Here is a 15320-nt window from a genome sequence, read left to right as displayed (position 1 = left end):
GGGCCTGCTGAGTGGCGGGAGAGAGGTGAGGTGGGAGCGAATTCAGCCGCCGCGCGGGCCGTCTTCGATCTCGGTGATGACGCCGTTTTCGACGGTCACAAATTGCATGAACGCATTCTTGCCGAAGTTGTAGGTCCAGCGCTCGGCATACTTGACCGTCATCCGGGCGCCGAAGCCGTTCTCCTCGTAACGGGTCAGGTCTTCCTTGAGCATCGGCTGACCACAGCGGATCAGCAGCTCGGCCGATGTGTCCCCCTCGGTCAACAGCGCACTCTTGCAACGCAGGGTACCGGCACAGAGCGGCAGCGAGGCCAGCAGCAACAACCACAGAATTGATTTCATTTGGCGCTCCATTTGAACAACATGGCCCCCAGGGCGACACACACCAGCGCGAACAGCATCACCTGAGCCAGCGACCCCGCCACCTCCTGCCAACCCGCCCCCTCCAGCATCACGGCCCGGGCCGCCTCGATGATCTGGCTCAGTGGCAAGCGGGCAGCCACCGTCTGCAACCAGGGGGGAGAGCCTTCCAGCGAAAACCAGACGCCGGATAAGAACATCATGGGCAGGCTGATGAGATTGAGCAAACCGCTCGCCAGCTCTTCATTCTGGAGGCGGGCGGCGATGAGCAGTCCGAGGGACGCCATGGCGGTGCCACCGGCCAGGGCGATCAGCAACAACAACCAGCCCGAGCCGAGCAACGGCACTCCCAGCAGCCAATAAGCCACCAGAAACACCAGCAGGCTCACCACCAAGGTTATAAGTACTCGTGACAACAGTTGGGCACAGAGAAACTCGGCGGCAGAGAGCGGCGTGGCTCGCAGCCGCTTGAGCACCCCGTTCTTTCGATAGCGGACGATGACAAAACCCACCCCGAACAGGCCGGAGAACATCAGGTTCATGCCGATGACGCCGGGCAGCAGCCAGTCGCCATAGCGGATGGCCTGGCCGCTCAGGGTCTCCTTGTGCAGTGGCACGGCGACGGCCTGGCGCAGCAAATATTCCGCCATGGCGCCCTGGGGTGCATCCGGGTTGACCCAGTAGTAGCCGCGTGCCGGTACGAGCAACAAGTCCAGTTGATGATGACGCACCTTGAGCTGGCCCCTTCCTTCATCGTCGTAGGGGATGAGCTTGAGCAGCGGAATGCTCTGCAGGGGTTGATAGGGGGCTGGCAGCTCACCCAGTACCCCGATCTGCACCAGGGGTTTGGGGGGACCGGAGAAGATGAGGGAGAAGCCGATCACCAGCAACAGCGGAAAGGCCAGGTTCCAGACCAGTGCCGCCCGATCGCGTACAAATTCGAGGTTGCGGGCATAAAAGAGCGCGCCTATACGCTTGATGGATCCGCTGGCACGCGGGAAGGCATCGCTCATGCGCCACTCCTCAGGCTGTGGCCGGTCAGGTACAAGAAGAGATCCTCCAGATTGGGGGAGCGCACCTGCATGCCGGTCAAAGGCACCCCCAAGGCGAGCAACTGCGGCAGCAGGGCGGCCACGTCGGGGCAGCTCAGCTCCACCAGATCCCCGTGGCGCTGCAGCGGATGCCCCAGACTCGCGAGGGCCGGGTGATCCATCAGCCGTACCAGCACACCGTCAAAGTGCTGGGCCAGCAGGGCCGCCGGCGTATCCAGGCTGAGCAGGTGACCGTGATCGACGATGGCGATGCGATCGCACAGCTGCTGTGCCTCGTCCATGTAGTGGGTGGTGAGCACCACCGTCTTGCCCTGCGCCTTGATGGCCTCGATACGCTGCCAGAAGTGGTGGCGTGCCTGGGGATCCAGCCCGGTGGTGGGCTCATCCAGAAACAGCAGCTCGGGGTCGCCGAGCAGGGCCAGCGCCAGCAGCAGCCGCTGACGCTGACCACCGGAGAGCTTGCGACTGTCCCTATCGATGAACTCGCCGAGGGCGCACAACTCGATCAGCAGCTCCCGTGGCAAGGGGTTGGGATAGAGGCTGGCAAACAGGCGCAGGGTATCGCGCACCGTCAGAAAATCCTGCAGCGCCGTGTGCTGGAACTGGATGCCGATGCGGGAACGGTAATCGGGGCCACGGGGGGCACCGTGAAACAGGATCTGGCCGCCATCCGGGCTGAGGATCCCCTCCAGCAGCTCTATGGTGGTGGTCTTGCCCGCCCCGTTCGGTCCGAGCAGGCCGAAACAACTGCCGGCGGGGATGGCAAAGCTGAGCCCGTCCACCGCCTTCACGCCGGGGAAGTGCTTGATAAGGTCGACGACTTCGAGGATGGGCGTCATGATCTCTCTCCCTGGCGCTGACCTGACTATATCCAAAACCCCCTCATCTGCCCATTGCTCGCCCTGGTCTGCCAAAAAGAAACGGCGCCCCTGAGGTCGCCGTTTTCATTTCGTGGTCAAGCCAGCCGGATCACAGGATGTCCAGCAGCTCCACTTCGAAGACCAGCGCGGAGTACGGCGGGATGGAGCCGGCACCACGGGCACCGTAGGCCAGATCATGGGGAATGTAGAGCTTCCACTTGGAGCCAACCGGCATCAGTTGCAGCGCTTCAACCCAGCCGGCGATGACGCCAGTCACCGGGAATTCGGCCGGCTCGCCACGGGCGACCGAGCTGTCGAACACGCCACCGTGGGTGAAAGTACCGTGGTAGTGCACGCGCACGGACTGACCGGCAACCGGCACGGCGCCATCGCCTTCGACCATGACTTCGTATTGCAGACCGGACTCGGTGGTCTTCACTTCGGCACGCTTGGCGTTGTCGGCCAGGAAGACTTCGCCGTCGGCGGCAGCGGCCTTGGCAACAGTTTCCTGCTCTTCTTGCATGCGAGCGGTGATGACCTGGAAGGCATCGTTGATATCGTCACGGCTGACCGCGAACTCCAGACCATTCAGGGCATCAGCCAGACCTTGTTGCAGGGCCGGGATATCCAGACCGGCGAAGGCTTGCTGCGCCAGTTGATCACCCATGTTGCGGCCGATGCCATAGCTGGCCTTCTGTTCGATAGAGTCGTATTGGGACATTGAGATGTTGCTCCGGGTCCAGATGTAAAAAGAGACGGGATGATATCAGACTTTTTTGTGGGGTGCTGCCGGTGGCAGCCCTGATTTCCCCACGGGTGAGAGAGAGTTCACACAAGTCGGGTGTGAACGCCGCCCATCGACGGCGATCTGCTCAGAGGTCATCCGATAGCCCGCACGGCCATGATCTTGACGTCATCGGTGATATGACCCCTCTCCCACGCCTTCTCCCGCAGGGGGAGAAAGAAGACGACAGGGCATGGCAACCGTGTCCGTGTTTTATCAGGCGCGATCCAGCAGGGCTCGCACCGCGGCAACCTTGGCACCGTCGGTGATGTTGACCCGGCCATCGTCCGAGGTGCCCATGTTGACACCGTGGGGCACCATGCCGCCACGCCAACCCATGCCGGACATGTGCACCTCGCTCACCCCGGTGAACTCGAGGATGGTGCGCACGTTGTCGGCATTGACGCCGGCGCCCGGCATCAGGCTGGCCCGCCCCGCCAGGGTCTGCTGCATGGCTTGCAGGGTCTCCAGACCCGCCAGGGCGGTCGGCGCATGGCCGGAGCTCAGGATCCGCTCACAACCGGCCGCCACTATGGTCTCCAGATCGGCGCGCCAGTTGGAAGAGAGATCGATGGCACGATGGAAGGTGACGCCAAGGGGGCCGGCCGCCTCGACCAACTGCTGGAGCTGCGCGGCAGGGACACGCCCGGTCTCGTCAAGCAGGCCGATCACCACCCCTTGCAGGCCGGCGGCGCGGGCGGCGGCGATGTCCAGTAGCATCAGCTCGAACTCGGCCTCACTGAAGCAGAAATCCCCGGCGCGGGGGCGGATCATGGCGTAGACGGGGATGGTCGCATGGCGCGCCACCTGCTGCATGAAGCCATAGGAAGGCGTCAGACCGCCGAGGCCCAGTGCAGAGCAGAGCTCGATGCGATCCGCGCCGGCTTGTTGGGCGGTAAACAGGGATTCCAGGTTGTCGATACAGATTTCAAGACGGGTCATGATGACTCCTTATTCCGGGAGATCAGACCCTGTGTCTGATCTCATAAATTGAGCAGAGCCGCGCCGCGCACGCCGCCGGCACCGCCGAAACGGGCCTGACGAACGGCAGGCAGGGCGACCCCGGGCAGCAGATGGCCGGGCAGACGCCGGGGCAGCTCTTCGTACAGAACGGGCAGACCGCTGAGTCCCCCGCCCAGCACCACCACCTCGGGATCGAGCACCGAAATGGCGGTGGCGAGCCCGGCGGCCAGGATCTCCAGCCAACAATCCAGGGTGACCAATGCGCTGGGCTCTTGGGCTTCAACGCGGGCGATTATCTGGTGGCCGCTGGCGCGCTCGCCGTGGAAGTGGTGATAGAGCCGCTCCAGGCCGGTGCCGGACGCATAGGTTTCAAAACAGACCAGCCGGCCACAACCACAGCGGGGGCGAGGCAGGTCGGGATATTGCATCAGGATGGTGGCCGGCAGCGGGTAATGACCTATCTCGCCCGCCAGCCAGTTGCGTCCCTGGATCAGCTTGCCCGCCAGATAGACGGCGCCGCCGATGCCGGTGCCTATGGTCATCCCCAGCGCGCTCTCGGCGCCGGCCGCGGCGCCCTGATGCACCTCGGACCAGAGGAAGCAGTTCGCATCGTTGTCGACGCTGACCGCGCGGCCCAGCAACTCGGCCAGATCGGCCCCAAGATGGCGACCGTGAATGGCGGGCAGGTTCGCCGCGACTATGCTGCGGTCGTCGCGATTGAGAATGCCGGGAAAGCCGATACCGACCGCCCCTCTCGTACCAAAGCGGGCGTCCGCCTCCAAAACCCGGCTGTGAATGAGTTGCTGCAACCCCGGGTAGTCATCACCCGGGGTACTCATGCGCTCCTCGTGACAGAGGTTCAGGGCGCCGTCATAGACCGCAAACGCAATCTTGGTGCCGCCAATATCAAAGCCGTAATACATGCCACACTCCCTTGCCGGTGAACCGGTCCACCTCAGTCTGTCCAGAAGGGGCACATTGTATTAATTCGCAAAAAAAATAAAGTAACCATGGGTGAAAAACGGGAGCCAGCTCAAAGCAAACGGAACATTTGCCGCTGCAGACAGGGTTGGCCGAGGCTCTGCAGAATGCGCACCTGGCCATCGAACACGAAGCCGCGGCGCTGGTAGAAGCCCTCGCCGATCCGGTTGCCATCCTGCAGCCACAACTTGACGCATTCGCAGCCCGCCCGGCGCATCTGCATCGCCACCGCCTGCCACAACCGCTTGCCATGGCCCTGGCGCCAATGGCCGGGATGCAGATAGAGGGCGCGGATACGTGCCGTCATCAGCTCGTCCTCCGGGGCCGGCTGCCAATAGAGCAGACCGATGACGACCTCATCTTGGCAGATCAGCATGGGCCTTGGGCCCGCATCGGCGAGCCGGCGATGCCAGATCTGCAGGTGATCGGTGACGGCCAACTGGGCCAGCAGATCCTCTCCCAGCATCTCGCCATAGGCCGCCAGCCAGCTGGCCCGCTGCATCACCGTCATGGCGGCGGCATCGGCGGGACGTGCCAGACGCAGGGTTATGCCTTGCACTGAGGCGTCAACCCCGCGGCCCGCGCCTGCTGATACAGGGGCTGCACCTCGGCCTGCTGGGCCTGCAGCTCGGCGATACGGCTCTCGTCACTCGGGTGAGTGGAGAGCAGCTGGGGCGGCGCCTTGCCACCGGAGGCGGCACTCATGTTCTGCCACAGCGGAACGGCTTGCGCCGGATCGAAGCCAGCACGGGCCATCAGCTCCAGTCCGAGCCGGTCAGCCTCGCTCTCCTGCTCACGACCATAGGGCAGCGTAATGCCGACCTGCACCCCGAGGCCGAGCGCGGCCATGGTGGCGCCGCCCCCCTGGCTGCTGCCGATGGCGGCATCGGCCACCGCCAGCCCGATGCCGGTCAGCTGATCGCGGGAGAGGCGCTCATTGGAGTGCTGGGCCAGCACGTGGGTCAGCTCGTGGCCGATGACGGTGGCGAGCTGATCCTGATTCTTGGCGACCTTGAGCAGGCCGCTGTAGACCCCGATCTTGCCGCCGGGCAGGGCGAAGGCGTTCACCTCCTTGGAGTCGAACACCACCACCTCCCAGCTGGTGATGCCGTAGCTGGCCGGCACCTGGGCGGTGACCGCCTTGGCCACGCAGGAGACATAGGCATTCATCTTGGCATCTGTGCTGACCTTCTCCTGCTTCTTCATCTCTTCAAACGAGTCAGCACCCAGCTGATTCATCTGCTGGGGGGAGAAGAGCAGCATCTGGCTGCGGCCGGTCGGAGACTGGGCACAGCCGGCCAGCAGGGCGCTGCACAGGGCAGCCAGGCCTAATTTGGACAGGGAAGAGGCACGCATGAAGGGATCCTTTACCATGAAGTTGCCCCTATTCTCGGAAATGCGGCCCTCCGGCGCAAGCAGGCAGCCATGGGCTGCGACCAAAAAGGTCCCGCAGCCCCAATAAAAACGAGCCCACCAGGGGCTCGTTTGTCTGTCATGGGAAGACGGGGGATTACATCACGCCCAGCTTCTTCAGGTCGGCCTGAACCACCTTGGCCGGCACCGGTACATAACCGTCCTTGGCCACGATGTTCTGACCGGCCTTGGACAGGATCATCTTCACGAACTCTTGCTCCATCGGGGAGAGCGGCTTGTTCGGGTGCTTGTTCACGTAAACGTACAGGAAGCGCGACAGCGGGTACTTGCCGGTGATGGCGTTGTCAGAGGTGGCTTCGATGAAGGTCTTGCCATCCTTGGAGAGCGGTACGGCGCGCACGCCGGAGGTGACATAACCGATACCGGAGTAGCCGATGCCGTTCAGGGAGGAAGAGACGGACTGTACCACGGAAGCCGAACCCGGCTGCTCGTTCACGCCGCTCTTGAAGTCGCCGTTACACAGGGCGTGCTCCTTGAAGTAACCGTAGGTACCGGATACCGAGTTGCGACCGAACAGTTGCAAGTCCTTGGCGGACCAGCTGCCATCCAGACCCAGATCAGACCACTTGGTCGCCGCCTTGGCTTCGCCGCACTTGAGGGTGCTGGAGAAGATGGCATCGATCTGCGGCATGGTCAGCCCCTTGATGGGGTTGTCCTTGTTGACGAACACGGCCAGGGCATCGACCGCGACGCGGATGGCGGTCGGCTTGTAGCCGTAGCGCTTCTCGAATGCCTCTTCTTCACCGGCCTTCATGGCACGGCTCATCGGGCCAAACTGGGCGACACCTTCGGTCAGCGCGGTCGGGGCGGTAGAAGAACCGGCGGCCTGGATCTGCACGTTGACGTTGGGGTACATGCGCTTAAATTCTTCGGCCCACAGGGTCATCATGTTGGCCAGGGTGTCCGAGCCGACAGAGGACAGGTTGCCCGAGATGCCGCTGGTCGGAGTGTAATCCGGCAGATTTTTATCCACACCGGCAGCCAGCGCGCTGACAGAAAACAGGGTTGCTGCGGTAAATCCGATTACACCAGCCAGTTTGTTGAGTTTCATCCAATCTCTCCAAAATTACAGAAGGCTATTGCCAATACATGGCGCCGATTAACACTGTCTTGCGGTGGTCAACCCGACTGCATCAGTCAGATTGCTGAGTTTCATTCCGTCCCCTCCTCTCCAACATGACAGAAGGTCAGTTCTTAAGACGGCGCCAGTATCTGACCTGGCAGTGACAAATTTATGGATTTAATGTGACACTTTAATGACATGGCGCAGGATTATGACAAATGCAAAAAGGGCCGCGTAAGCGGCCCTGACATTGAGACTAACTAATTGACTCAAATGATTATTTAACCACCACCATGCGACCTGGGATAAGGAAACTGAAGCGGCTGCCGGCGCCAACCCGGCTCTCTATCTCGAGCTGGGCATCGTGATGACTCAGGGCGTGCTTGACGATGGCAAGGCCGAGCCCGGAGCCACCGGTGTGACGGGAGCGCGCCTTGTCGACCCGGTAGAAGCGCTCGGTGAGCCGCGCCAGGTGCTCGGGGGCTATCCCTTCTCCCTCGTCCTGCACCACGAACAACGCCATCGCCCCCTGCTTGCGCCACTCCACCAGGATCTTGCGACCCTCCGGGGTGTAATGAATGGCGTTGTAGACCAGGTTGGAGACGGCGCTGCGCAGTTGATCCCGGTCACCGCGCACGAACAGATTGGGCTGCACTCTGAATTCCAGCAGATGCTTCCCCTCCCCTGACAGCGCCCGCGCTTCCTGCTCCAACAGCCCCAGCATGGCGGGCATGTCCACCAGATGGGAGAGATCCACCGACGGCGCCGCCTCGATGCGCGACAGGGTGAGCAGCTGATTGACCAGATTATCCATGCGGATGGTCTGCTCCATCATCACCCGGTGCGCCTTGGCCCACATGGCAGGCGGTGGCGGCTCCTCGGTCATCTCCAGATAGCCCTTGAGCACGGTGAGCGGGGTACGCAATTCGTGGGAGACGTTGGAGACGAAGTGCTTGCGGGTCTTCTCCAGACTGCGCAGCCGGGTCACGTCCCGCACCACCAGCATCGCCTGATCCTCGGCGTAGGGCATGATCCGAAACTCGAGAAACTTCTCCTCGTTGATGGGGGAGTTCATCTCGAAGGGTTCGTCATACAGCCCCTTGTTCAGGTAGGCAACGAAAGCGGGATGGCGGATGAGGTTGCCGATGTGCTGGCCGGCATCCTCCGGCCAGCGAAAGCCGAGCAACTGCTCCGCCAGCCGGTTGCACCAGAGGATGCTGCCATCGGTGCGAAACACCACGGCGGCATCGGGCAGGGCCTCGGCCCCCTCTCGAAAGCGACGGATGAGGCCCGCCAGCTCGCGGCGACGGGCCCGGTGGCGCTGTTGCAGCTTGTAGATACCGTTGAAGATGTATTCCCAGCTGCCGCTGCCATTGGGGGGGACCAGGCTGCGATCGTGCCATAGCCAGTCCGACAACCGCTTCTGGAAGCGGTAGTGCCAGCCCAGATGCAGCAGGGTCGCCACCAGCAGACACAAGGTGAGGTGATCCACCAACCAGCCGACCAGGACGAAGGGCGCGTAGAAGAACGCCATTCGCCACAACTGTCGCCGCCAGGCGTAAGGTTGCAACATATCGTCCCCTAGAGGCGGATTGAGAAGCGGTATCCGGCTCCACGCACCGTCTGGATCAACTTGTCGTGCCCCGTCTCTTCGATGGCCTTGCGCAGGCGACGGATGTGCACGTCCACGGTTCTGTCTTCCACATAGACATTGGTGCCCCAGACGTTGTTGAGCAGTTGCTCACGGCTGTAGACCCGCTCGGGGTGCGTCATGAAGAAGTGCAGCAGCTTGAACTCGGTCGGCCCCATCTCCAGCGCCTTGTCCTCGGCGCTGACGCGATGGGACACCGGATCCAGTTTGAGCCCCTGCACCTCGATCACCTCGTCCACCGAGGTCGGGGAGACCCGGCGCATCACGGCGTGCAGTCGGGCAGTCAACTCCTTGGGAGAGAACGGCTTGGTGATGTAGTCATCGGCTCCCGCCTCCAGACCACGGACCTTGTCCTCCTCTTCACCACGGGCGGTCAGCATCACCACCGGGATCTGGCGGGTCAGCTCATCCTGCTTGAGCTGTTTGATGAACTGGATGCCACTGCCACCCGGCATCATCCAGTCCAGCACAATGAGTTCCGGGTAGGGCTCGCGCACCTTCGCCAGTCCATCGGCATAATCTTCCGCTTCCACCGTCTCATATCCTTTTTGCTCGAGCACGAAGCAGAGCATTTCGCGGATTGGTGCCTCGTCCTCGACCACCAGAATTCGCTTAGCCATATCCCTTCTCTCTCCTCTGTGAAGATGGGTGCGCCAATTATTAGAACTTTCTGTGACACTTTTATGACTTTATGACAGGCAGGATGATAAACGTTTTCAGTTTCAGTTGGCAGCGGTGCGTTGCAGCAGGTCCCAGCGATTGCCACTGATGTCCTCGAACACCACCACGGTGCCGTAAGGCTCTAGCCTGGGCTGTTCACAAAAATGCACACCATGGGCCAGCATCCGCTGGTGATCCCCCCAGAAGTCGTCGGTCTCGAGGAACAGAAAGACCCGGCCGCCCCCCTGCCGGCCGATGGCGGCCTCCTGCTCGGGATTGGCGGCGCGTGCCAGCAACAGCGCCGAACCGGCAGCGCCCTTCGGGGCGACCCGCACCCAGCGCTTGCCCGGTTTACCCGGCTCGTCGAGGATGCTGTCTTCGAGCAGCTCGAAACCCAGTCCCCGGGTGAAGAAGGCAATGGCCGCGTCGTAGTCGGCCACCAGCAGGGTCAGGGCGCCAAGGTGTTGTGGCATGGTGAAGTTCCTCGTCAGATGAGTCACGGGCGCGAGGCGCCGGGCTGGCGCAGCATAACGGCAACCCGGTCAGGCCGCCAGCCCGATGGGCACGGCATCGTGGCTCATTCCACCTCGACCCGATTGCGGCCCCGCTTCTTGGCCTGATAGAGCGCCTCGTCGGCTCGTTTCAGCACTCTTTCCAGGGGGTCGCCGCGCCGCTCCGCCACCCCGAACGAGGCGGTGACTTGAAGCCCGAGCGGCCAGCCAGAATAGGCTTCCAGCCCCGCTCTGATCCGCTCTGCCAGCGCTTCTGCTCTGGCTTGCTCGTAGTGCAGACAGACCAGCACGAACTCCTCTCCCCCCCAACGCACTAGGCGGCACAGGCTGTCACAATGGCTCAGCACCTCGCTCACCATGTGCTTGAGCACCTCGTCCCCCATGGGGTGACCGTGATTGTCGTTGACCTGTTTGAAGTGATCGATGTCGATATAGATGAAGGAGAGCGGCATCTCGCCGAGTTCGCCGAGCAACTTCTCGCCGCCGAGCCGGTTGAGGGCCCCGGTCAGGGGATCGTAGCGGGACTCCTCCTCGGTGCGGCGGTTCTGCTCGCTCAGACTCTGGCTGAGCGCCTCGGCCTCCGCCTTGGCCGCCCTCGCCTTGCGCAGCTTGTCCCCCACCAGCAGGTGCTGGATCAGAAACAGCAGCACCCCGTACGCCAGCCAGCTCAACAGCAGGCCGCGATAGAAGTCTCCCGGCCGTACCCAGCGGCCATAGAACTCCAGCTGCTCAAGGGTCAGCCGATAGGCGCCCGGCTGCATGCCGACGGTGGCGATCTCGATGGCATAGACCCGGTGCAGATCCGGTCCCTGCTGGGCGAGCGGGATCCCGTATTGCTGCACCCACCAGGCGGCCGGGGTGAACACGCTGAGGGACATATCCTGCAACCGGCCGTAGTCGTTGGGGCGAAAGATCACCTCGTTGAACTTGTGGGAGACGCCATCCCCGGCCTTCGAGTAGCTGGGATCATAGTTGCGCAGATAGAGGTGCCAAAATTGCGGCCCCTCCCCCTCGACCCGCAGCTTGACCCGCATGCCGCTGAAATAGGAGAGATCGAGCCCCTTCTCGGGCTCGGTCAGGGTCAGGATCAGCTCGCAGAAAGGGGTGCTGCCACCGGCGCGCAGTTGGCAGTCGATGGCCGGTTTGCCTCCCTCCTGCGCCAGCGTCGCAACCGAGTGGCCATCCTGGACGCGATCGTCCTGCGCCTTGGTGGAGAGTACGGTATTGGCCAGGATGTCCAGCCGGCGCTCTGGCCCAAACTCAAACAGCAAGATCGCCAGCAGGCTGATGGCCAGCAGCAGCCAGAACAGCAGGTTGGTCACACGAAAATAGGATGGGGGCATGGGTATAACACCTACAACAGAACCTTGACTAGACACCCCGGGCTCCGGCGCAGTCCGGTACCTGAGGCGTTATTACACGCGCCGCGGGGCGACTGGCTCAGTCTGCCGCAAAAAGCCTGGGATTTTTCACGATGAAGCACTCCATGCCATGGAAAAATAACGAAAAACAGGTATTCGACCTGCCCATACTACACAAGGAGATGCGGCCTGACAGCCCCTCGGCCCCCTTCTTTCAGCCTTCTTCCCTGAGCGCCCGGTACAGGGTGGTGCGGCTGATGCCAAGCCGGCGCGCCGCCTCGCTCACGTTGCCATCGCAGGCCGCCAGGGTCTGCTGCACCCGCCGCCGGCTCTGCTCGCGCAGCGTCGCCTCCCCTGCCTCTGGCGGCAAGGAGACAGGCGCAGTGGCGGGCAGATGCAGGTGCTCGGGCGCTATCCAGCCCTGCCCCTCCGCCAGCACGCAGGCCACCTCCAGCACCTGCTTGAGCTGGCGCACGTTGCCGGGCAACGGATGGGCAAGCAGCAAGGGCAGCGCCTCGGCGGACAGCTGCAACCTTGGATCCATCTCGGCAAGCAGGCGCCGGATCAGCCCCTGCCGCTCGCTCGCCTGCCATTGCCGCAGCGGAGCCAGCGTCTGGCGCCAGCCGCAGATCCGGTAGTAGAGATCGTCGCGAAACGACCCGGCCTGCACCATGGCGGCCAGATCCCGATGGCTGGCGCTGACCAGCCAGAAGTCCACCGGTTCGGGCTTGTGGCTGCCGACCGGGGTGACGGCGCGCTCCTGCAACACCCGCAGCAAGCGGGTCTGGGCCGCCAACGGCAACTCCCCCACCTCGTCCAGCATCAGGATGCCGCCGTGGGCCGCCCGCAGATAACCCTGACTGCCCTGGCTGCGGGCACCGCTGAAGGCGCCCCCCACATAGCCAAACAGTTCGGCCTCCACCAGATCCGCCGGCAGGGCGCCGCAGTTGACGCACACCAGCGGCTGCCCCTGCCGGCTCGAGCGCCGATGCAGCACCCGCACCAGGTGCTCCTTGCCGCTGCCGGTCTCCCCCTCTATGAGCAGAGAGATACCGCGTTCCAGCATCCTGAGGGGCACCGATGCCGGATCCACCGGTGCGGGCTCTGGGCCTTGGGTGGGGGCCAGCCACAGACCGCGCCGCTCGCGTAGCAGTTGCCGGCCATCGAAGGGGTACTGGTCGAGCCAGAGTCGTCCGGCCCGGTTGGCACCGAGCAATTCCCCCGACTCCCCCAGCAACAGGCGTGCGGACCAGAGACTCTGGGGATCGAGATCCACCAGCCAGCCCGGCTGACGCGCCAGCAGCGCATTCTCGAGCGTCATGGCCAACAGCCGCACCGTGCCCAGCATGTCACCGCCGTGATGGGCCGCCTCGGTGGAGATGTCGAGCACCCCCAGCAATTGTCCGTCCGGCCCGAGCAGGGGACAGGCGCTGCAACTGAGGAAGCTGTGCTGGGCGAAGAAGTGCTGGGCGCCGAGCACTTGCACCTCGCTCTGTTCGGCGAGCGCGGTACCGATGGCGTTGGTGCCCTTGCTGCCCTCCCCCCAGCGGGCGCCGCTACGCAGGAAGATGCGCTCGGCGTGGCGAGCGAAGCCGTCGTCACCGCTGGCGGCCAGGATGGCCCCCTCGGCGTCGCACAGCAACAGGCAACAGGGTCTGCCCGCCAGCAACTGGGCAAACAGCGGCAACACGAAACGCTGGAAACAGGCGATGAGTTCCCTGTGCTCCTCCTGTCTCGCCGTGAGCTCCCCCTGGGGCAGCAGATCCAGCTCGGCACTCTGCTGGCGACTGAGCCCCTGATGCAGGCAGCGCTGCCATGAGCGCTGGATGGGGCTGGATTGGGGAAGTTCGCTCATCGGGCCTCCTGTTCACAAAGGGCACAGTGTCGCGGCCACTGTCCAGAAACGGCACAGTCTCATCGCCACGACCGGGGTCATTGGTTAATCAAGATACGCCGCCACGCCCTTTTTGATAACGTTTTTGTAACTTTTGCGCGCTGGTCAGACCCTCTGGCACGGCCCTTGCGATAACGGATCGCAACCGGCCTCCTTGATGGGCCGGCCAGGACCACATACATAAGGATGATGCGATGATCTACACAGCACCCGGCCAGGCAGGCGCCCTGGTCAGCTTCAAGTCCCGTTACGACAACTTCATCGGTGGCGACTGGGTGGCTCCCCGTGCCGGGCGCTATTTCGAGAACATCTCACCCGTGGATGGCCGGGTGTTCTGCGAGGTGGCCCGCTCCGATGCCGCCGACATCGATCTCGCGCTGGATGCGGCCCACAAGGCCTTCGCCAGCTGGAGCAAGACCAGCGTCACCGAGCGCAGCAACCTGCTGCTGCGCATCGCCGATCGCATCGAGCAAAACATCGAGCGGCTCGCCGTCGCCGAGAGCTGGGAGAACGGCAAGGCGGTGCGCGAGACCCTGGCCGCCGACCTTCCCTTGGTGGTGGATCACTTCCGCTACTTCGCCGGCTGCATCCGCGCCCAGGAGGGGTCGGCCGCCGAGCTGGATCAGCATGCCGTCAGCTACCACTTCAAGGAGCCCATCGGGGTGGTCGGCCAGATCATTCCCTGGAACTTCCCGCTGCTGATGGCGGCCTGGAAACTGGCCCCGGTGCTGGCGGCCGGTTGCTGCAGCGTGCTCAAGCCCGCCGAGCAGACCCCGGTCACCATCATGCTGCTGATGGATCTCATCAAGGACATACTGCCCCCCGGCGTGGTCAACGTGGTCAACGGCTTCGGCGCCGAGGCGGGCCAGGCGCTGGCCACCAGCGACCGGCTCCAGAAGCTCGCCTTCACCGGTTCAACTGAAATTGGCGCCCATATACTGCGCTGCGCCGCCGACAAGATGATCCCCTCCACCGTGGAGCTGGGCGGCAAGTCCCCCAACATCTACTTCAGCGATGTGATGGACCACGAGAGCCAGTACATCGACAAGGCGGTGGAGGGCATGCTGATGACCTTCTTCAACCAGGGCGAGGTGTGCACCTGCCCCTCGCGCGCGCTGGTGCAGGAGAGTATTTATGATGACTTCATGGACAGGGTGCTGGCCCGCGCCCGCACCATAGTGCAGGGCAACCCCCTCGACACCGCCACCCAGGTCGGGGCGCAGGTCTCCCGCGAGCAGTACGACAAGATCCTGAGCTACATGGAGATCGGCCGTGGCGAGGGGGCCAGGATGCTGATCGGTGGCAATGCCGCCAGGGTGAGCGGGCTGGAGGGGGGCTTCTACATCCAGCCCACCATCTTCCACGGCCAGAACAAGATGCGGGTATTCCAGGAGGAGATCTTCGGCCCGGCGCTCGGGGTCACCACCTTCAAGCACGAAGCGGAGGCGCTGGCCATTGCCAACGACACCCAGTACGGGCTGGGAGCAGGCCTGTGGACCCGCGACAGCAACCTGGCCTGGCGCATGGGGCGCGGCATTCAGGCCGGCCGGGTCTGGATCAACTGCTACCACGCCTACCCGGCCCACGCGGCCTTCGGCGGTTACAAGAAGTCGGGGATCGGCCGCGAGACCCACAAGATGATGCTGGATCACTACCAGAACACCAAGAACCTGCTGGTGAGTCACGACATCAACCCTCTCGGCTTCTTCTAACCCGAGCCGGGACGGAGACCGAGTCTGAGGGTG

The 15320-nt window shown here is 63.5% G+C and carries 15 protein-coding genes; 1 reads left to right on the top strand and 14 read right to left on the bottom strand.

All coding sequences use genetic code 11. The annotated features are described in order from the left end of the window. Nucleotides 1-42: 42 nt before the first annotated feature. The 14 genes from ACZ9IL_RS01705 to ACZ9IL_RS01640 all read right to left on the bottom strand — a co-directional run bounded on the left by ACZ9IL_RS01705 (nucleotide 43) and on the right by ACZ9IL_RS01640 (nucleotide 13536). Nucleotides 43-354 carry a DUF2845 domain-containing protein gene (locus ACZ9IL_RS01705; RefSeq protein ID WP_476001936.1) on the bottom strand — a complete coding sequence of 104 codons (312 nt, stop codon included), beginning with the start codon at nucleotides 352-354 and terminating at the stop codon, nucleotides 43-45. Next, complete coding sequence (locus ACZ9IL_RS01700; RefSeq protein ID WP_476001935.1) at nucleotides 339-1373, bottom strand: ABC transporter permease; 1035 nt, start codon at nucleotides 1371-1373, stop codon at nucleotides 339-341. Before ACZ9IL_RS01700 ends, ACZ9IL_RS01705 begins: the two co-directional genes overlap by 16 nt. After that, nucleotides 1370-2251, bottom strand: a complete 882-nt coding sequence (locus tag ACZ9IL_RS01695) for an ABC transporter ATP-binding protein (RefSeq protein WP_476001934.1) — start codon at nucleotides 2249-2251, stop codon at nucleotides 1370-1372. Before ACZ9IL_RS01695 ends, ACZ9IL_RS01700 begins: the two co-directional genes overlap by 4 nt. A 130-nt stretch (nucleotides 2252-2381) precedes the next feature. Further along, nucleotides 2382-2993 carry an FKBP-type peptidyl-prolyl cis-trans isomerase gene (locus tag ACZ9IL_RS01690; protein ID WP_476001933.1) on the bottom strand — a complete coding sequence of 204 codons (612 nt, stop codon included), beginning with the start codon at nucleotides 2991-2993 and terminating at the stop codon, nucleotides 2382-2384. A 279-nt stretch (nucleotides 2994-3272) separates the two neighbouring features. After that, the gene (locus ACZ9IL_RS01685; RefSeq protein ID WP_476001932.1) at nucleotides 3273-3998 is read right to left on the bottom strand and encodes a copper homeostasis protein CutC; all 726 of its coding nucleotides are present in this window, start codon (nucleotides 3996-3998) and stop codon (nucleotides 3273-3275) included. A gap of 41 nt (nucleotides 3999-4039) precedes the next feature. Further along, nucleotides 4040-4942: an ROK family protein gene (locus ACZ9IL_RS01680; protein ID WP_476001931.1), complete on the bottom strand. Its 903-nt coding sequence runs from the start codon at nucleotides 4940-4942 to the stop codon at nucleotides 4040-4042. Nucleotides 4943-5052: 110 nt separating this feature from the next. Continuing rightward, nucleotides 5053-5559, bottom strand: coding sequence for a GNAT family N-acetyltransferase (locus ACZ9IL_RS01675; protein ID WP_476001930.1), 507 nt, complete (start codon nucleotides 5557-5559; stop codon nucleotides 5053-5055). After that, nucleotides 5547-6356 (bottom strand): M48 family metallopeptidase, encoded by an 810-nt coding sequence (locus ACZ9IL_RS01670; RefSeq protein WP_476001929.1) that lies wholly within the window; start codon nucleotides 6354-6356, stop codon nucleotides 5547-5549. Before ACZ9IL_RS01670 ends, ACZ9IL_RS01675 begins: the two co-directional genes overlap by 13 nt. A gap of 154 nt (nucleotides 6357-6510) precedes the next feature. Continuing rightward, nucleotides 6511-7485 carry a PstS family phosphate ABC transporter substrate-binding protein gene (locus tag ACZ9IL_RS01665; protein WP_476001928.1) on the bottom strand — a complete coding sequence of 325 codons (975 nt, stop codon included), beginning with the start codon at nucleotides 7483-7485 and terminating at the stop codon, nucleotides 6511-6513. 289 nt (nucleotides 7486-7774) lie between these two features. Further along, a complete protein-coding gene (gene phoR, locus ACZ9IL_RS01660; protein WP_476001927.1) occupies nucleotides 7775-9070 on the bottom strand; it encodes a phosphate regulon sensor histidine kinase PhoR in 1296 nt (431 codons plus the stop codon). A gap of 8 nt (nucleotides 9071-9078) precedes the next feature. After that, complete coding sequence (gene phoB / locus ACZ9IL_RS01655; protein WP_476001926.1) at nucleotides 9079-9768, bottom strand: phosphate regulon transcriptional regulator PhoB; 690 nt, start codon at nucleotides 9766-9768, stop codon at nucleotides 9079-9081. A 102-nt stretch (nucleotides 9769-9870) separates the two neighbouring features. Further along, nucleotides 9871-10281, bottom strand: a complete 411-nt coding sequence (locus ACZ9IL_RS01650) for a VOC family protein (protein ID WP_476001925.1) — start codon at nucleotides 10279-10281, stop codon at nucleotides 9871-9873. A 104-nt stretch (nucleotides 10282-10385) separates the two neighbouring features. Beyond that, nucleotides 10386-11663: a GGDEF domain-containing protein gene (locus tag ACZ9IL_RS01645; protein WP_476001924.1), complete on the bottom strand. Its 1278-nt coding sequence runs from the start codon at nucleotides 11661-11663 to the stop codon at nucleotides 10386-10388. A 232-nt stretch (nucleotides 11664-11895) separates the two neighbouring features. After that, entirely contained in the window at nucleotides 11896-13536 is a 1641-nt protein-coding gene (locus ACZ9IL_RS01640) for a sigma-54-dependent Fis family transcriptional regulator (protein ID WP_476001923.1), read from the bottom strand. 233 nt (nucleotides 13537-13769) lie between these two features. On the opposite strand from ACZ9IL_RS01640, the gene exaC reads away from it, so the two are divergent. Continuing rightward, nucleotides 13770-15287 carry an acetaldehyde dehydrogenase ExaC gene (gene exaC, locus ACZ9IL_RS01635; RefSeq protein ID WP_476001922.1) on the top strand — a complete coding sequence of 506 codons (1518 nt, stop codon included), beginning with the start codon at nucleotides 13770-13772 and terminating at the stop codon, nucleotides 15285-15287. The last annotated feature ends 33 nt before the right edge of the window (nucleotides 15288-15320 follow it).

Source organism: Aeromonas sp. TECH754, assembly GCF_056279295.1.
This window is presented reverse-complemented; position numbering and strand designations above follow the sequence as displayed.